This is a genomic window from Chelativorans sp. J32, assembly GCF_000518985.1.
In the GTDB taxonomy this organism is placed as follows: Bacteria; Pseudomonadota; Alphaproteobacteria; order Rhizobiales; family Rhizobiaceae; genus Chelativorans.
Map to the genome: position 1 here is coordinate 92,604 of NZ_JAEQ01000008.1, position 15,747 is coordinate 108,350.

The 15,747-nt window shown below is 60.3% G+C and carries 18 protein-coding genes; 14 read left to right on the plus strand and 4 right to left on the minus strand.

Features of this window, described 5'->3' with window-relative positions; translation table 11 throughout:
- Positions 1-10 precede the first annotated feature (10 nt).
- The 10 genes from CHEJ32_RS0112710 to CHEJ32_RS0112755 all read left to right on the plus strand — a co-directional run bounded on the left by CHEJ32_RS0112710 (position 11) and on the right by CHEJ32_RS0112755 (position 9,532).
- Positions 11-997, plus strand: coding sequence for a Gfo/Idh/MocA family protein (locus CHEJ32_RS0112710; RefSeq protein WP_028034210.1), 987 nt, complete (start codon positions 11-13; stop codon positions 995-997).
- A gap of 185 nt (positions 998-1,182) precedes the next feature.
- Positions 1,183-3,099, plus strand: coding sequence for a molecular chaperone DnaK (gene dnaK / locus CHEJ32_RS0112715; RefSeq protein ID WP_028034211.1), 1,917 nt, complete (start codon positions 1,183-1,185; stop codon positions 3,097-3,099).
- 194 nt (positions 3,100-3,293) lie between these two features.
- Complete coding sequence (gene dnaJ / locus CHEJ32_RS0112720) at positions 3,294-4,415, plus strand: molecular chaperone DnaJ (RefSeq protein WP_028034212.1); 1,122 nt, start codon at positions 3,294-3,296, stop codon at positions 4,413-4,415.
- 72 nt (positions 4,416-4,487) lie between these two features.
- On the plus strand, positions 4,488-5,096 hold the full coding sequence (pmtA, locus tag CHEJ32_RS0112725; RefSeq protein ID WP_028034213.1) for a phospholipid N-methyltransferase PmtA: 609 nt from the start codon (positions 4,488-4,490) through the stop codon (positions 5,094-5,096).
- A 21-nt stretch (positions 5,097-5,117) separates the two neighbouring features.
- Entirely contained in the window at positions 5,118-5,711 is a 594-nt protein-coding gene (locus CHEJ32_RS0112730) for an NADPH-dependent FMN reductase (RefSeq protein WP_028034214.1), read from the plus strand.
- Between the two features lie 85 nt (positions 5,712-5,796).
- Positions 5,797-6,504: an orotidine-5'-phosphate decarboxylase gene (gene pyrF / locus CHEJ32_RS0112735; RefSeq protein WP_028034215.1), complete on the plus strand. Its 708-nt coding sequence runs from the start codon at positions 5,797-5,799 to the stop codon at positions 6,502-6,504.
- Positions 6,505-6,525: 21 nt separating this feature from the next.
- Entirely contained in the window at positions 6,526-6,819 is a 294-nt protein-coding gene (locus tag CHEJ32_RS0112740) for a DUF1330 domain-containing protein (protein WP_028034216.1), read from the plus strand.
- Complete coding sequence (locus CHEJ32_RS0112745; protein WP_245261088.1) at positions 6,782-7,366, plus strand: GNAT family N-acetyltransferase; 585 nt, start codon at positions 6,782-6,784, stop codon at positions 7,364-7,366. The genes CHEJ32_RS0112740 and CHEJ32_RS0112745 overlap by 38 nt, the downstream gene beginning before the upstream one ends.
- Before the next feature lie 178 nt (positions 7,367-7,544).
- Complete coding sequence (locus tag CHEJ32_RS0112750) at positions 7,545-8,807, plus strand: polyhydroxyalkanoate depolymerase (protein WP_028034218.1); 1,263 nt, start codon at positions 7,545-7,547, stop codon at positions 8,805-8,807.
- A 110-nt stretch (positions 8,808-8,917) separates the two neighbouring features.
- Positions 8,918-9,532 (plus strand): transglutaminase-like cysteine peptidase, encoded by a 615-nt coding sequence (locus CHEJ32_RS0112755; protein WP_028034219.1) that lies wholly within the window; start codon positions 8,918-8,920, stop codon positions 9,530-9,532.
- Positions 9,533-9,580: 48 nt separating this feature from the next.
- Here CHEJ32_RS0112755 and CHEJ32_RS0112760 read toward each other — a convergent pair whose 3' ends face one another.
- Both CHEJ32_RS0112760 and CHEJ32_RS0112765 read right to left on the minus strand, forming a co-directional pair.
- Positions 9,581-9,799 carry a hypothetical protein gene (locus tag CHEJ32_RS0112760; protein WP_028034220.1) on the minus strand — a complete coding sequence of 73 codons (219 nt, stop codon included), beginning with the start codon at positions 9,797-9,799 and terminating at the stop codon, positions 9,581-9,583.
- 14 nt (positions 9,800-9,813) lie between these two features.
- Positions 9,814-10,137 (minus strand): hypothetical protein, encoded by a 324-nt coding sequence (locus tag CHEJ32_RS0112765; protein WP_245261090.1) that lies wholly within the window; start codon positions 10,135-10,137, stop codon positions 9,814-9,816.
- A 447-nt stretch (positions 10,138-10,584) separates the two neighbouring features.
- Between CHEJ32_RS0112765 and CHEJ32_RS0112770 the strand changes: the two genes are divergently transcribed.
- Positions 10,585-11,241, plus strand: coding sequence for a TerC family protein (locus CHEJ32_RS0112770; protein WP_028034222.1), 657 nt, complete (start codon positions 10,585-10,587; stop codon positions 11,239-11,241).
- 144 nt (positions 11,242-11,385) lie between these two features.
- On the plus strand, positions 11,386-12,918 hold the full coding sequence (locus CHEJ32_RS0112775) for a UxaA family hydrolase (protein ID WP_028034223.1): 1,533 nt from the start codon (positions 11,386-11,388) through the stop codon (positions 12,916-12,918).
- An 89-nt stretch (positions 12,919-13,007) separates the two neighbouring features.
- Here the strand turns inward: CHEJ32_RS0112775 and CHEJ32_RS0112780 are convergent, their stop codons facing one another.
- On the minus strand, positions 13,008-13,274 hold the full coding sequence (locus CHEJ32_RS0112780; RefSeq protein WP_028034224.1) for a YMGG-like glycine zipper-containing protein: 267 nt from the start codon (positions 13,272-13,274) through the stop codon (positions 13,008-13,010).
- A gap of 191 nt (positions 13,275-13,465) precedes the next feature.
- Positions 13,466-14,458: a polysaccharide deacetylase gene (locus CHEJ32_RS0112785; RefSeq protein ID WP_028034225.1), complete on the minus strand. Its 993-nt coding sequence runs from the start codon at positions 14,456-14,458 to the stop codon at positions 13,466-13,468.
- Between the two features lie 134 nt (positions 14,459-14,592).
- Here CHEJ32_RS0112785 and CHEJ32_RS0112790 point away from each other — a divergent pair, with 134 nt between their 5' ends.
- Entirely contained in the window at positions 14,593-14,931 is a 339-nt protein-coding gene (locus CHEJ32_RS0112790; protein ID WP_028034226.1) for an antibiotic biosynthesis monooxygenase, read from the plus strand.
- Between the two features lie 140 nt (positions 14,932-15,071).
- Positions 15,072-15,743: a tetratricopeptide repeat protein gene (locus tag CHEJ32_RS0112795; RefSeq protein ID WP_028034227.1), complete on the plus strand. Its 672-nt coding sequence runs from the start codon at positions 15,072-15,074 to the stop codon at positions 15,741-15,743.
- Positions 15,744-15,747: the final 4 nt, after the last annotated feature.

Below are 15,747 nucleotides of genomic sequence, written 5' to 3' on the forward strand. Positions count from 1 at the left end.
GGAGGAGAAGATGTTCCGCTGGGGTATTCTGTCCACGGCCAAGATTGGCCGTGACCACGTCATTCCGCAGCTTCTGGATGCGGAGAACGGTGTCGTAACCGCCATTGCCAGTCGGGATGAGGCACGAGGCAGGGCGGTCGCCTTCCGTTTCGGGATCCCAAATGTCTTCTCCTCATACGAGGCCTTGCTTGCCTCGCCAGAGGTGGATGGCGTCTATATTCCCCTCCCCACCTCGCAGCATGTTGAATGGGCCGTGAAGGCGGCAGACGCCGGCAAGCATGCGCTGGTGGAAAAGCCCCTCGCGCTAAAGGCCGAGGACATCCGGCGTGTGATCGAAGCACGCGATCGCAACGGGGTGCTCGTTTGCGAGGCCTTCATGGTCACCTATCATCCTCAGTGGCTGAAGGTGCGCGAGCTGATCGCCGATGGCGCGATCGGCCGGCTGCGGCACGTACAGGGCGCGTTCACCTATCACAATGTCGACCCTTCCAACATGCGCAACAGGGTGGAACTGGGTGGCGGGGGCCTGCCTGATATCGGCGTTTATCCGACGGTGACCACACGCTTCGTTACCGGGCAGGAGCCTGTCCGCGTGCAGGCGACGGTCGAACGCGATCCGGGCTTCGGCACCGACATCTATGCAAGTGTGAAGGCTGAGTTCGACGGCTTTGACATGAGCTTCTATGTCGCCACGCAGATGGCTGCGCGCCAGCTGATGGTTTTTCATGGAGACAAGGGCTTCATTGAAGTGGAGACGCCCTTCAATTCACGAGTCTACGGCGATGACCGCGTCACGCTGCACAATGTGAACCATGCGCAGTCAAACGTCTTCCGCTTCGCAGACACGCGCCAATACCGCCTGCAGGCGGAAGCCTTTGCCAAGGCTGTCGCCGGGGAGAGCGCGCAGGTCTTCACGCTTGAGGATTCGTTCAAGAACCAGAAGGTGATCGACGCGATCTATCGGGCTGCCGGACATGAAGGCTGGGAGCCGGTCTGATCGCCCGGGTTCCGGTGAACAACGGATAGATGCTGCCTTGCACCAAAAATTCCTGGTTCTTATATACGCCGCATGTTTCGGAACTGCGCTCGCGAATGGGTGTGTTCGGAAAAATCCAATGAACAGGGGCTGTTGCCTGGAGCGCCGAAATGGGTCCTAACAGTCTGCTAAGCGGAGAAGAATAAATGGCAAAAGTTATCGGTATCGACCTCGGAACCACAAATTCCTGCGTCGCCGTTATGGACGGTAAGGACGCCAAGGTCATCGAGAATTCGGAGGGCGCGCGTACGACTCCTTCGATCGTCGCCTTCACCGATTCGGGCGAGCGCCTCGTTGGTCAACCGGCAAAACGTCAGGCCGTCACCAACCCTGAGGACACGTTTTTCGCGATCAAGCGCCTGATCGGGCGTCGTTTCGAGGATCCGACGGTTGAGAAGGACAAGAAGCTCGTCCCCTACCAGATCGTGAAGGCGGACAATGGGGACGCCTGGGTCGAAGCCGAAGGCGAGAAGTACTCTCCGTCCCAGATCTCCGCCATGATCCTTCAGAAAATGAAGGAAACCGCAGAATCCTATCTCGGCGAAAAGGTCGAGAAGGCCGTGATCACCGTTCCCGCCTACTTCAACGACGCGCAGCGCCAGGCCACGAAGGACGCGGGCAAGATCGCCGGCCTCGAAGTGCTGCGCATCATCAACGAGCCGACCGCGGCTGCGCTTGCCTATGGTCTCGACAAGAAGGATGGCAAGACCATCGCTGTCTATGACCTTGGCGGCGGCACGTTCGACATTTCGATCCTGGAGATCGGCGACGGCGTGTTCGAGGTGAAGTCGACGAATGGCGACACCTTCCTCGGTGGCGAGGACTTCGACATGCGGCTCGTCAACTATCTGGCCGACGAGTTCAAGAAGGAGCAGGGCATCGACCTCAAGAACGACAAGCTCGCCCTTCAGCGCCTGAAGGAGGCCGCGGAGAAGGCCAAGATCGAGCTGTCGTCCGCTTCGCAGACCGAGATCAACCTGCCCTTCATCACCGCTGACCAGACCGGCCCGAAGCACCTGGCGATGAAGCTCACGCGTGCCAAGTTCGAGAGCCTGGTGGACGATCTGGTTGCCCGCACGATCGAGCCCTGCAAGGCCGCGCTCAAGGACGCCGGCTTGAGCGCCGGCGAGATCGACGAGGTGGTTCTTGTCGGCGGCATGACCCGCATGCCCAAGGTGCAGGAGACGGTGAAGAACTTCTTCGGCAAGGAGCCGCATAAGGGCGTGAACCCCGACGAGGTGGTCGCCATGGGCGCCGCCATTCAGGCGGGCGTGCTGCAGGGCGACGTGAAGGACGTGCTGCTGCTCGACGTCACCCCGCTTTCGCTGGGCATCGAGACCCTGGGCGGCGTGTTCACGCGCCTCATCGACCGGAACACGACGATCCCGACCAAGAAGAGCCAGGTTTTCTCGACTGCCGAGGACAACCAGAATGCGGTGACGATCCGCGTGTTCCAGGGCGAGCGCGAGATGGCTGCCGACAACAAGCTGCTCGGCCAGTTCGACCTCGTCGGCATCCCGCCTGCACCGCGCGGCGTACCGCAGATCGAGGTGACCTTCGACATCGACGCCAACGGTATCGTCAATGTCTCGGCAAAGGATAAAGGCACGGGCAAGGAGCAGCAGATCCGCATCCAAGCATCCGGCGGCCTGTCGGACGCCGATATCGAGAAGATGGTGAAGGATGCCGAGGCCAATGCAGCAGCCGATAAGAAGCGGCGCGAGGCGGTCGAGGCCAAGAACCAGGGCGAGGCGCTGATCCATTCGACCGAGAAGTCGCTCAAGGATTATGGCGACAAGATCTCGGAAGATGACCGCAAAGCCATCGAGAACGCCATTGCCGAGCTCAAGACGGCAATGGAAGGCGAGGATGCCGACGCGATCCGCACCAAGACCACAGCGCTTGCGGAAGCTTCGATGAAGCTCGGCCAGGCTGTCTATGAGGCAAGTCAGGCGGAAGCCGCGGCGGGCGACGCTGGAGCCGAAGGCGGTGCGAAGTCGAGCGACGACGTGGTCGACGCGGATTTCGAAGAGATCGACGACAACGACAAGAAGTCGGCCTGACCGATCCTGAAGATGAACCGAAGGTCCGGGCCTAGGCCCGGACCTTTTTCATTGCTCGTGGACGCACTCTGCCTCTTAGCGGCACTGGCAAAATCCAGCGAACTATGGCATTCGCTGAAAAGAATAACTAAATAGCGGGCACCGATCGGGGACCTTGCTGTGCCCCCTTTATTTGTGAATGCGGGATCTCTTGTATGAAGGCTGATTTTTACGAGACGCTCTGCGTGTCGAGAAACGCCGATGAAAAAGAACTGAAGAGCGCTTTCCGCAAGCTCGCCATGAAATATCATCCGGACCGCAATCCGGGCGATATGGAGGCGGAGCAGAAGTTCAAGGAAATCAACGAAGCCTACGAAACCCTGCGCGATCCGCAGAAGCGGGCGGCCTATGACCGCTTCGGCCATGCGGCTTTCGAGAATGGCGGGATGGGTGCGCGCGGCTTCAATGGCGGCGGCTTTGCGGATATCTTCGAGGATATCTTTGGCGACATCATGGGCGGGGGCCGGCAGCGCCGCTCCGGCGGCCGCGAGCGCGGGGCCGATCTCCGCTACAATATGGAAATCACGCTTGAAGAGGCGTTTACCGGCAAGACGGCACAGATCCACGTACCCACCTCAGTCACCTGCGACGAGTGTGCCGGCTCCGGCGCCAAACCCGGCTCCTCGCCGGTCCAGTGCCCCATGTGCCACGGGGCCGGCCGCGTCCGAGCCGCGCAAGGCTTCTTCTCCATCGAACGCACGTGCCCGCAATGTCAGGGGCGCGGCCAGATCATCGATGATCCCTGCCGCAAGTGCTCCGGTCAGGGCCGGGTCACGGAAGAACGTTCGCTCTCGGTCAATATCCCTGTCGGCATCGAGGACGGCACGCGCATACGGCTGGCGGGTGAAGGTGAAGCGGGTCTGCGGGGAGGGCCTCCCGGCGACCTCTATATTTTCCTGTCGATCAGGCCGCATGAGTTCTTCCAGCGCGATGGCGCGGACCTCTATTGCAAAGTCCCCATTTCCATGACGACTGCCGCCTTGGGCGGTTCCTTCGAAGTCACGACGCTCGACGGCACCCAAACCCGCGTGAAGGTACCGGAAGGCACGCAAAGCGGCCGCCAGTTCCGACTGCGCGGCAAGGGCATGCCGGTGTTGCGCCAGCCGCAGGTCGGCGACCTCTACATCCAGGTCGCCGTCGAAACGCCACAGAATCTGACCAGAAAGCAAAGAGAGTTGCTCGAGGAGTTCGAACGGATTTCCTCGAACGAGAACAGCCCGCAGTCGACGGGTTTTTTCGCGCGCATGAAGGATTTCTTCGAATCCTTCGGCGAGTAGGGGCGGCACGGTCATCGCGTCGACCCACATTATGGGTGGCAAATATTGGCGCCATCCAAGGAGGAGTCGAGCATGGGAAGACCTTTCGACGTTCGCAAGGCGATCGTCTCGCGCTTTGATGAGGAGCTGCGCTTTTTCCGCGGCTGGATAGACAAGCCGAAGGCGGTGGGCTCAATCGTGCCCACGAGCAGCATCACTGCGCGGCGCATGGCCTCGGTCGCGCGGCCGGAACGCAATGACCTCGTGCTGGAACTCGGTCCGGGAACGGGAGTGATCACCCGTGCGATCCTGGACCGGGGCATCAAGCCGGAAAACCTCGTCTCCGTCGAATATTCCCTCGATTTCGTCGAGAAGCTGCGCGAGGACTTCCCGGGCGTGAACATCGTCCACGGAGATGCCTTCGATCTCGACACGGTCCTGGCGCCGTGGAAGGGGCGGGTCTTCGACAGCGTAATCTCGGCCATCCCGCTTCTCAACTTCCCGGTGCCGAAGCGGATCGAGCTTGTCGAGAGGCTGCTCGATCTTCTTCCTTCCGGCCGGCCCGTCGTGCAGATCACTTATGGCGCCCTCTCGCCGGTGCCTGTCGGCCGCGGCACCTATTCGGTCGAACGCTTCGATTTCGTGATCCGTAACATTCCGCCGGCACATCTTTGGATCTACACCCGTCGGGTCGGCGCTTGAGCCGAGGCTGAGGATTTTTCCATGACGCCGCGAATACTGGTTTTCGCCGGATCGACGCGCACGGGCGCCTATAGCGGCAAGACTGCCGATGCGGCGATGAAGGAATTGGCGCTTCAGGGTGCCGATGTCACACGCATTTCCCTCGCCGATTATCCCCTTCCGATCATGAACCAGGATCTGGAGCGGGAAAAAGGCGTGCCCGAGAATGCCGTCAAGCTTGCTTATATGATCGGTGCGCATGTGGCGGTCCTGATCGCCACGCCGGAATATAATGGCTCGATCCCGCCGCTCCTCAAGAATACGATCGATTGGGTGAGCCGCGTGAAGGCCGATGCGCGAGGGCAACCGTTCCGGGCCTTCAACGGCCGGCTCATAGCTCTCTGTTCTTCTTCCGACGGGATGTATGCTGGCATTCGGGCGATCAACCATCTTCGGGCCGTTCTCGTTCAATGCCAGGCCGAGGTGATTTCGGCGCAATGCTCTGTGCCGCGCGCAGGAGACGCATTCGATGAGAATGGCGATTTCCGCGAGGAGCGTCTGAGGAAGGCGATGTCCAAGGTCTGCCGCAGCCTGATCGAGCACGCGCGGCTGTTCTCTACCCGGATCGAGCCGTAACCCTCACGGTGTGATCTCGTGCAGGATTGCGAGCCAGGGGTTCTTATGCCAGTGGACGCCAATGGATATCTTTGAGGAGTCGTCGATGCCGGCTGACGAAATTCGCGAGCGCCTGATCGTCGCCCTGGACGTGCCGACCCTGGATGATGCGAAGAGGGTGGTAAGCACGCTGGGCGACACGGTTGGTTTCTACAAGATCGGCTATCAACTGGTTTTCGCCGGCGGCCTAGACTATGCGGGGGAGCTCATCCGGTCGGGCCGAAAGGTCTTCCTCGACATGAAGCTGCTCGACATCGACAATACGGTGGCGAAGGGCGTGGAGAACATCGCCCGCATGGGCGTCACCATGCTCACGCTCCACGCTTATCCGAAGGCGATGCGGGCGGCGGTTGCCGCAGCGGAAGGTTCCGGCCTTTGCTTGCTCGGCGTGACGGTGCTGACCTCCATGGACGAGCAGGATTTGCGTGACGCGGGCTATGCATATGATCCTCAAAGCCTGGTGCAGCGCCGCGCGGAACAGGCACGCGATGCCGGTATGGGCGGCATCGTTTGTTCTGCCGCGGAAGCTGCCCTGGTGCGCGGCGTCGTCGGCCCGGATATGGCGGTGGTGACGCCCGGCATCCGCCCGGCGGGGGCAGCTCATGGGGACCAGAAGCGTGTGACGGCGCCAGCAGATGCCATTCGCGCAGGCGCGAGCCATCTCGTCGTCGGTCGTCCGATCATAGCTGCGGAAGATCCCAAATCGGCCGCCCAGTCAATTTTGCAGGACATGAAGGCAGCGGTTGCCGACTAGCCGAACGAGAGGGAGGAAGATATGCCGAAAGCCTACTGGATCGCCCGTGTGGATGTTCGCGATCCCGAGCGTTACAATGACTATATCGCGACGGCAAAGCCCGCCTTCGAAAAATATGGCGCCCGTTTTCTGGTGCGTGGCGGCGCTTATGAACCTTTGGAGGGGAAGGCGCGCAGCCGCAATGTGGTGATCGAGTTCCCCTCGCTTCAACACGCGAGGGACTGCTACGACTCACCCGAATACCAAGCCGCCAAGGCGATCCGCCAGGAAGTCGCCGATGCCGAGCTTATCCTGGTGGAGGGGCATGAGGGCTGAGGAGGCAGCGAATGCGGGCTTACCGGACGGCTATGTTATTCGCGCCTACCGGCGTGAAGATGCGGCCGCCCTTGCCTCGGTCGAGACGCGCGCATCCCGTCTTTTTGCCGAGCATGGCTTTCCCAGCCTGGTGCCGAACCCGCCGACGACGGCGCGGGCCCTACACGGCTTTGTCTCCGCTTTCGAGACCTTCGTCGTCTTGAATGCGGAAGCTCGCCCGGTCGGCTACGCCGTGCTGCATCCGCTCGACCGCTTTCTTCATCTTCGGGAACTGGCGGTGGATCCCGCTCATAGCCGCCGAGGCCTTGGCTCGGCACTCGTCAAGCTCGCCATAGCGCGATGTCTCGAGGAGGGGCGCGCCGGCGTCTCCTTGAGCACATTCAGGAAAATTCCCTTTAACGAACCCTTTTACGCCGCCCTCGGCTTTATCGAGTGCCCGGTGAACGAGGCTCCACCAGCACTCGCCCAACAATTCTTCGCCGAACTGCCGCCGCGTATCCCGCCGGAGACGCGACTCCTCATGCTGCGTCCTGTCGAGGCCCGTTGAGGTTGTTTTTGGCTTGATTCTGCTGCGCTGCAGCAATAGCTTATTCGTCGGGTAATCGTTGATGCCTAGATATTTCAAGGCGATGCTATAAGTCGGGTTTCTATCGCATTGCACCAGAAGCGCGTCATTCTGCCAGGGCACCTGCCGTCCGCCTGAGTTCTCGCCGGAAAGGTCTGCAATGTATTATCAGCTTTACGAGCTTCATCACGCCGCGCTTCAGCCCGCGCGGGTCTGTGCGGACGCGATCAGACTTTTTTACTCAAATCCGCTGAATCCTGTCTCGACCACTGCCTGGGGGCGGTCGATCGCCGCGGCCGCCGAGATGTTCGAGCGCACCACACGCCGTTACGGGAAGCCTGAGTTCGGCATCGCCTCGACCGTGGTGGACGGCAAGAAGGTGAAGATACGCGAAAAGGTCGTGTGGTCGCGCCCGTTTTGCCGCCTTGTACATTTCGAGCGCGCGCTGCCGTCCAAGCGGCAGCCGGATGCAAAGCTCCTGATGGTGGCTCCCATGTCGGGCCATTATGCAACCTTGCTACGCGGCACAGTCGAGGCCATGTTGCCCCATGCGGATGTCTACATCACCGATTGGACAGATGCGCGGATGGTGCCGTTGTCCGATGGCTCTTTCGACCTCGATGATTACATCGACTATCTCCTCGAGATGTTCCGTCTGCTCGGTCCCGGTGCAAGCGTGATGGCGGTCTGCCAGCCATCGGTCCCGGTTTTGGCGGCGGTTGCACTGATGGAAGCGCGTGGGGATCAAAACCTTCCCTCATCGATGATCCTCATGGGCGGCCCGATCGATACGCGCAGGAATCCGACCGCGGTGAACCGGCTGGCTCAGCAGCATGGCATCGACTGGTTCCGCGACAATGTGGTCATGCAGGTACCGTGGCCCAATCCCGGCTTCATGCGGCAGGTCTATCCGGGCTTTCTCCAGCTCTCCGGCTTCATGAGCATGAACCTCGACCGGCACATCGTCGCGCACGAGGACTTCTTTTTGCATCTGGTGAAGGGGGACGGGGATTCCGCGGAAAAGCACCGCGAATTCTACGACGAGTATCTGGCGGTGATGGATCTCACGGCAGAATTCTACCTGCAGACCGTCGACACGGTGTTCATTCGCCATGCCCTTCCAAAGGGCGAGATGACGCATCGGGGCGAACGGGTTGACCCGGCCGCGATCCGGTCCGTGGCTCTGCTTACGATCGAAGGCGAGAACGACGACATCTCCGGGATCGGGCAAACGCAAGCTGCGCATGATCTTTGCATCAACATACCCGCTGGAAAGCGCGCTCATCATCTGCAGCCCTCGGTGGGGCATTATGGCGTGTTCAACGGGTCGCGGTTTCGCAAGGAGATCGTGCCACGCATTGCCGGGTTCATCGCCGACAACCGTGGCGTGAGGGCTACACCTCGCCGCAAACCTGCGCCATAAGCGCGCGGCTCGGTAACCATAACTGGAAAACGAGTCATTACTAATTGACAGAACCCCATAAAAGTTCGTTAACTTTCCATTAACGACCATAAATAAATGGGGAGCGGCTTATGGCTGCTAAGCGGGCGGGTTTTATCGCCGCACTCGGTATTCTTGTGTCTTCCGTCAGCGTCGGGCAGAGCCCGGCTGTCGGTTCCGGACTCATGGCCACAGGATCGGTCACCTCGCAACCGATCGGCCACTATGAGTTTTGCCAGACCAATCCGAAAGAGTGCTCAATTCGTTCTCGCGATAGGGGCCCCCTAATCGTGAACGATGCGCTCTTGGCCAAGATCTCGGCCGTCAACCTGGCGGTGAACCAGGCTGTCAAGCCTCGCAATGATATCGACATCTACGGCAAGGAAGAAGTCTGGGTCTATCCCGACAACGGCGAAGGCGATTGCGAGGACTATGTCCTGGAAAAGCGTCGCCGGCTGCACGCCGCCGGCATCTCCTTTTCCAACCTTCTGATCACGGTTGTCCGCAAACCTGACGGGGAAGGCCACGCCATCCTCACCGTGCGCACCGACCGCGGGGACCTCATCCTCGATAACCTGAACGATGAAGTAAGGCTCTGGAGCCACACGCCTTATCGTTTCCTCAAGCGGCAGGCGACCACTCATACGGGCCAGTGGGTGAGCCTGCGTGACGAGAACAACCTGCTGGTTGGCGCGGTCAAGAAGTAAGCTTATTCCGGACCCGTTGGTCGGCGTCATCGAGCGTACTTGCGCTCGTCAGCCGGCCGAGTCCGCAAGGATGTCGTCACCCATGCTCAGGGTGATCCGGCGATTGGGGTGATCGCCTTTGGCTGCTTGGAAGATCGCATGCGCCAGCTGGGCGTTTAACGCGCGCGCAAGTACCCGTTCCACCTCACCGCGGCCTGCTTCGTCCCAGAGCTCGATCCTGTAAGGAAGCTCTTCGGAAGCGCTGGTCGGGAGGGCAGTCCGAGACATCGGTGATGATGTGCCTAGTGTGCGGGGCCGTTCCACCTTGAGACAATGCTATTCTTGTGGCGCAATGTAATGTAGCGATCAGGGTGCTCACGGGTAGCGGCGAAATATGCGGCATAGCCAATGCTTCCATTGGCAGTCACCGCGAGCACTTGAACTACGGTTTTCTTTGCGGCGTCCCAGAGCTCGACCTTATAGGGCAGGTCCTCACGTTCCGCTGCACTGTGATCGGGTGCGGTCGGGTCTTTCGAATCGTCCTGACCATTCCCGTCAGAAGCAAAGCTGAAGGGAGTGTTCGCGATCTCAAGGTTATACGCAAGGGCGGTTTGATAGCTGGCCATAGATCCGCGACTGTTGAACAAAATCCGCCATACCTTCGTGCGTCGGTTTCCCTGCACGTCACCCAGGCACCAAATCGCTCATAAGAGGTTGGGCAGCCATTGTCTACGGCTTGCTTGCAACACTCCTGCAGAATTGCGCGGGTCGGTTCCAAGTGTAAGCCGGCACGCAAGAAGTCACGGCAAAGCTGCGATTTGCTGCAAAAACAAATGCCGGCCCTTGTTTTCCACGCTTCTTCTGGATAGATGTCCCGCTACCAGACCGGGCCCCTCTGGCAGTCTTTCCCAGGCTGTGATGTCGGACTGGATGTCCAAATCGGATGGCCCGATGTTCGTGGAGCTCCATCGACATTGGTATGCAAGATTCGCCCACGCAGCGCGGTTTGCTGCGTGTCCGATCCCTTGTCGATGTCCCTCGAATCGGGCGCCTTCGTCAACATTGGGTGCTAAATGAGCGAAATGTTCAGCACGGAAGTCCTCTCCGCCTTCCTCCAAGTCATAATGATCGATCTGGTGCTTGCGGGCGATAACGCAATCATCATCGGTCTCGCCGCCGCCGGCCTTCCCAAGGAGCAGCGCGCCAAGGCAATCATCATAGGTATCGTTGCGGCGACCATGTTGCGTATCGGATTTGCCGCCGTGACCACGCAGCTCCTGCAGATCGTCGGCCTTCTTCTTGCCGGTGGCATTCTGCTCTTGTGGGTGTGCTGGAAGATGTGGCGCGAGCTCCGCGCAAATCATGCGCATGAGCTGGAGGGCGCGGAGGCTCTCGAAGGCAAGGACCTGAATGCGGACGGAACGGTTGCCGGTGGAGCCCCGCGCAAAACTTTTGCACAGGCAGCCTGGCAAATCGTCGTGGCAGACGTCTCGATGTCCCTCGACAACGTGCTGGCGGTGGCCGGCGCCGCCCGCGAACACCCCTATGTACTGGTGTTCGGGCTTGCTCTTTCCATCGCTCTGATGGGCCTTGCGGCATCCTTCATTGCCCGCATTCTGCAAAAGCATCGCTGGATCGCCTATATCGGCCTTCTGGTCATCCTCTATGTGGCGTTGGAGATGATCTACCGGGGCGGTTTCGAGGTGTTCGGCTACCTGAACGGCGCCTGATTCCAGAGGGCGGCGCAGAAGCGCCGCCTCTTCCCCATGGACGCGTCCATAGCCCGTAATCAACTCCGTGGACTTCAAGCCTGTGACGGCTTAAATCAGAGGTGGTGATCGCGCCGCCTCATGCGGCTTCTCCTGGGGAACACCATGAACGATCTGTCGGGCCGTCCACCCTTTCTCCGCCTCTCCGATGAAGACAATGTGGCGGTGGCGGTTCGTGCGCTGGCGCCCGGCACGGTGTTATCCGGCGCGGTGCAAACCACAAGCCGCATTCCCTTCGGCCATAAGGTGGCGCTGGAGCCCATCGCGCCGGGTGAGGCCATCCGCAAATTCGGTCAGATCATCGGCTTCGCCAAGGTCGCCATAGAGCCAGGCGAATGGGTGCACGAGCACAATGTGGAAATGGGGGATTTCGAGCGCGATTACCGGTTCTGCGAGGAAGCCAGGCCGGTCAACATTCTGCCCCCCGAGGAGCAGGCGACGTTCAACGGTTTCCGCCGCGCGAATGGGCGCGTCGGCACGCGCAATTACATCGGCATCCTCACCAGCGTGAACTGCTCGGCATCCGTCGCGCGCTTTATCGCGGAAGCCGCCAACCGGTCCGGAATTCTGGATGGTTATCCCGATATAGACGGCGTCGTCGCCTTCACCCATGGCACCGGCTGCGGCATGGCGGGGAAGGGCGAGGGGTTCGATATCCTGAAGCGGACCCAGTGGGGCTATGCTGCCAATCCCAATCTGGGAGGAGTGCTCATGGTAGGGTTGGGCTGTGAGGTCTTCCAGATCGCCCGGCTGAAGGAGCTCTACGGTATCGAGGAGAGCGACACTTTTCGTTCGATGACGATCCAGGATACCGGCGGAACGCGCCGCACCATCGAAGCGGGTCTGGCGGTGGTGAAAGAAATGCTTGGCGCCGTGGCGGCCGCGAAACGCGAGGCCGTCCCTGCCTCGGAGATCAAGCTCGCGCTCCAGTGTGGTGGTTCGGACGGCTATTCGGGAATCACGGCAAATCCCGCTCTGGGCGTGGCTGCCGATATCCTTGTGCAAAATGGCGGCACGGCGGTGCTTTCGGAAACCCCAGAGATCTATGGCGCCGAGCACCTCCTCACCCGTCGGGCAATCAGCCGCGAGGTGGGAGAGAAACTCGTTGAACGCATCCATTGGTGGGAAGACTACACGGCACGTCTCGGCGGCGAGATGAACAACAATCCCTCGCCGGGCAACAAGGCCGGCGGTCTCACGACCATCCTGGAAAAATCCCTGGGTGCGGCGGCAAAGGGCGGGTCAACGCCGCTTACCGCCGTTTATGAATATGCTGAGCCCGTTACCGAGAAAGGGTTCGTTTTCATGGACACGCCGGGTTACGATCCGGTGTCGGCAACCGGTCAGGTTGCCGGGGGCTGCAATGTGATCTGCTTTACCACTGGCCGCGGCTCGGCATATGGCTGCAAGCCCACGCCCTCGATCAAGCTTGCTACCAACACACCCATGTACGAGCGCATGGCAGAGGACATGGACATCAATTGCGGGGATATTCTTGAAGGCGTTTCGCTTCAGGAAAAGGGCCGTGAGATATTCGAGGAGATATTGGCTGTCGCTTCCGGCAAGCGAACCAAATCCGAGCAACTCGGATACGGCGACAATGAGTTCGTGCCCTGGCAACTCGGCGCCGTGATGTAGGCGGCCAAAACCGGCAAGAAAAAAGGCTGGTGCGAGCCCCAGCCTTCATTTGCAAAATGAATGCCCGCTGACCGGGCATTTCTTTTAACTCAGTAGCCGCGCGGGCAAGCAGCCGTGTAGCGGCGGCCGTATTCGTCGCGATAGACGCACTGATTCGATCCCTCGGCCGCGCGACCGACCAGAGCGCCTGCAACCGCGCCGACGGCGCCACCAATGACCGCGCCCTCAACTTCGTTGCCCGCGACTGCCGCACCAACTGCCGCCCCACCCAGGCCACCGATTGCCGCACCCTGCTGGGTGGGTGTGCAAGCGGCCGCAGCAAGAAGGAACGGAATCACAACAATGAGCTTTTTCATGGGGGTCTCTCCAAAATGGCATTGCACCGGCACAATTCGCCACGCGGCAATTCGTTCCGGGTTCTCTACGCGCGCGATGGTCCACTGTCGCGCTTTCCGCGTCAAGCGTCGGGGGTTACAAAACCGCCCGTTAGGTTGCTGCGCGGTATTCGGCATAAACACCTATTGATGCAATGAAGAACCAAAGGGGCTCATCCATTGGCGCTTTCACGGAGCCCGGCAGAGTGTGCACCGGTCTCGCCGAGGAATTGTTGATAACTCACGCAGCGCACATCTGGCTTCACGCAAACTTCCTCCGCGAAGCGCTCGAGAGCATCCCAATATGCCCCGTTGTTCATGAGGGTGAAATGGAACCCGAGCTGGAGGGGGATGCGATCGCCGGCGTATTCGCGGTCAAAGGCTGCGCGAAAGGCATTGAAGGTGCGCTCGGCAAAGATTGCCGCGTCGTCCGGTTGCTCCGATCCGCCTGAGTGGCGGACATAAAGATTGTAGTCCATTGCGATCACACGCTTTTTTGCTGGTCCTTCCGGAATGAGCGGAAGCGAGAAATGCGTGATGCCACCCTTGTGAAGCGGCTCTGCCGGCCCCCTCGACACGGTGCTTGCATCGTAGTCGAACCCGTTTTTGGCAAGTGCGGTGGAGAGCGCCGGCCCGACGGAAAGATACGGCGCGCGAAAGCCCTTGATCCCGTTCTCGGAGAAATCCTTCCAGCCTTCCGGCTCGCCCGGAATCGCATTGATTGTCCAGGCGTCTCGCAAGATGGTGCGAAACTGGCCAAATTCCTTGTTCCACTCTGCTGCGCTCCATTTGCCCCCGTCATAATGCCCGCAGGCATGGCTGGCGATTTCGTGACCCTCCTGCCGGGCGGCCCAGATCTGGTTGAGGCGCGCCTCCACATCCTCGCCTGAAGCGGCGAACCCGATATTTGACCGACCGGCTTTCATGCCGGGCGCCTGGTAAAGCCCCTTCGTCTCCGGGGAGAGTAGATAGACGCAGGAAAGGAAATAGGTGAAACGGGCGCCGGTGCGCTTGCCGAGCGCGCGGCTTCGTTCCCACTGGGAAATGAAGGAAGCGCTGTCGAAGGAAATGATCACATATTGCGGCTGGCGCGGCAGGTCTTCGGCAAGAGCAGGAAAAGAAAAGACGAAAAGCGCGAGCGCGGCGAGACGCGAAAAAAACGGCATACCGAAACCATCGATTGAACCAACCCACCTTGCCGGTAGTAAGCAAATATGGCGACCTATGGACTCGCGGACGGATGTGCACAGTTTTGATGAAGGGTGGGAGGCATTGGGCTCCTTAACGATTGGAGGATCGTATGATCGATGCTGTTTCGAAACGCCCGGCCATCGCCCGGATTTGGCGGGGTAGAACCACGCGCGACAGAGCGGACGAATATGAGGCTTATCTGCATGAAGTCGGCATCAAGCCTTTGATGGAAAAGGCACTGGGCGTTCAGAATCTGCGCGAGGATCGGGAAGACGAGACGGAATTCATGACCATTTCCTATTGGGAAAGCGTGGATGCCATGAGCGTTTTTGCCGGGCCGGACCCGACGCGGATCCACCACCTTCCGCGCGATCCCGAATTCCTGATCGAGCTGCCGAGGCAGGTGCAAATCCTCCGTATCCTTGCAAGTAATGGTAGGACCGGTTAGCGGGTTTGCCCGCACTTCCCCGACCCGAGCGGCTTGCAGAACCCGTTGGCAACTGCAAAGGGATTTCTTTCGCCCCTTCCATGTGCTGGAAATTCGGTTAAAAGCCGTGGGCGGGGCTAAGGCCGGGATAAAGGGTTTAGATGTCCGACGACAGTTTCATTCGCGAAGTCAATGAAGAGCTTCGCCAGGAGCAGATGAGGGCGCTGGGGCGCCGCTATGGCCCCATCGCCATCGTGCTTGCGGTTTTGGTTGTGCTGGCCACGGTTGCCTGGGTGGCCTACGACCATTGGTCGACCTCGCGTGCGAATGCGTCGGGTGACCGCTTCGCGCAGGCCCTTGAGCTTGCCGAAGAGGGAAACAGCGACGAAGCGCTCAAGATCCTGGACGAATTGGAGACTTCCGGCTTCGGCGCTTATCCGGTGATGGCGCGCCTGCGTGCCGCGACAACCCTGGCCGACAGCGGCGACACCGAAGCGGCAATAGCCAAATTCGACGAGGTCGCGAACAGTTCGTCCGTGCCTGCCGCGATCAGGGATATGGCGCGCCTTCGCGCAGCTCTGCTGCTTGTCGACCACGGTTCCTATGCGGACGTGGCCGCTCGTGTGGAGACGCTCTCCGCCGATTCCAATCCGATGCGTCACCTTGCGCGCGAGGCGATGGCGCTGGCCGCATGGAAGGAAGGCAATCGTGAGAATGCGCTTTCGCTCTTTGGCCAGGTCGCCGATGACGAGCAGGCTCCTGCAGGCGCACGCCAGCGCGCGGAGATGATGATGGATCTGATCTCAGGCTCCACCCCCGGCGAATCCGGATAATCCT

Bases quoted from the DNA above. Each gene is read 5' to 3' on its own strand.
- CHEJ32_RS0112710 (WP_028034210.1), top strand. From the start codon at position 11: ATGTTCCGCTGGGGTATTCTGTCCACGGCCAAGATTGGCCGTGACCAC.
- dnaK (WP_028034211.1), top strand. From the start codon at position 1,183: ATGGCAAAAGTTATCGGTATCGACCTCGGAACCACAAATTCCTGCGTC.
- dnaJ (WP_028034212.1), top strand. From the start codon at position 3,294: ATGAAGGCTGATTTTTACGAGACGCTCTGCGTGTCGAGAAACGCCGAT.
- pmtA (WP_028034213.1), top strand. From the start codon at position 4,488: ATGGGAAGACCTTTCGACGTTCGCAAGGCGATCGTCTCGCGCTTTGAT.
- CHEJ32_RS0112730 (WP_028034214.1), top strand. From the start codon at position 5,118: ATGACGCCGCGAATACTGGTTTTCGCCGGATCGACGCGCACGGGCGCC.
- pyrF (WP_028034215.1), top strand. From the start codon at position 5,797: ATGCCGGCTGACGAAATTCGCGAGCGCCTGATCGTCGCCCTGGACGTG.
- CHEJ32_RS0112740 (WP_028034216.1), top strand. From the start codon at position 6,526: ATGCCGAAAGCCTACTGGATCGCCCGTGTGGATGTTCGCGATCCCGAG.
- CHEJ32_RS0112745 (WP_245261088.1), top strand. From the start codon at position 6,782: ATGCCGAGCTTATCCTGGTGGAGGGGCATGAGGGCTGAGGAGGCAGCG.
- CHEJ32_RS0112750 (WP_028034218.1), top strand. From the start codon at position 7,545: ATGTATTATCAGCTTTACGAGCTTCATCACGCCGCGCTTCAGCCCGCG.
- CHEJ32_RS0112755 (WP_028034219.1), top strand. From the start codon at position 8,918: ATGGCTGCTAAGCGGGCGGGTTTTATCGCCGCACTCGGTATTCTTGTG.
- CHEJ32_RS0112760 (WP_028034220.1), bottom strand. From the start codon at position 9,799: ATGTCTCGGACTGCCCTCCCGACCAGCGCTTCCGAAGAGCTTCCTTAC.
- CHEJ32_RS0112765 (WP_245261090.1), bottom strand. From the start codon at position 10,137: ATGGCCAGCTATCAAACCGCCCTTGCGTATAACCTTGAGATCGCGAAC.
- CHEJ32_RS0112770 (WP_028034222.1), top strand. From the start codon at position 10,585: ATGAGCGAAATGTTCAGCACGGAAGTCCTCTCCGCCTTCCTCCAAGTC.
- CHEJ32_RS0112775 (WP_028034223.1), top strand. From the start codon at position 11,386: ATGAACGATCTGTCGGGCCGTCCACCCTTTCTCCGCCTCTCCGATGAA.
- CHEJ32_RS0112780 (WP_028034224.1), bottom strand. From the start codon at position 13,274: ATGAAAAAGCTCATTGTTGTGATTCCGTTCCTTCTTGCTGCGGCCGCT.
- CHEJ32_RS0112785 (WP_028034225.1), bottom strand. From the start codon at position 14,458: ATGCCGTTTTTTTCGCGTCTCGCCGCGCTCGCGCTTTTCGTCTTTTCT.
- CHEJ32_RS0112790 (WP_028034226.1), top strand. From the start codon at position 14,593: ATGATCGATGCTGTTTCGAAACGCCCGGCCATCGCCCGGATTTGGCGG.
- CHEJ32_RS0112795 (WP_028034227.1), top strand. From the start codon at position 15,072: ATGTCCGACGACAGTTTCATTCGCGAAGTCAATGAAGAGCTTCGCCAG.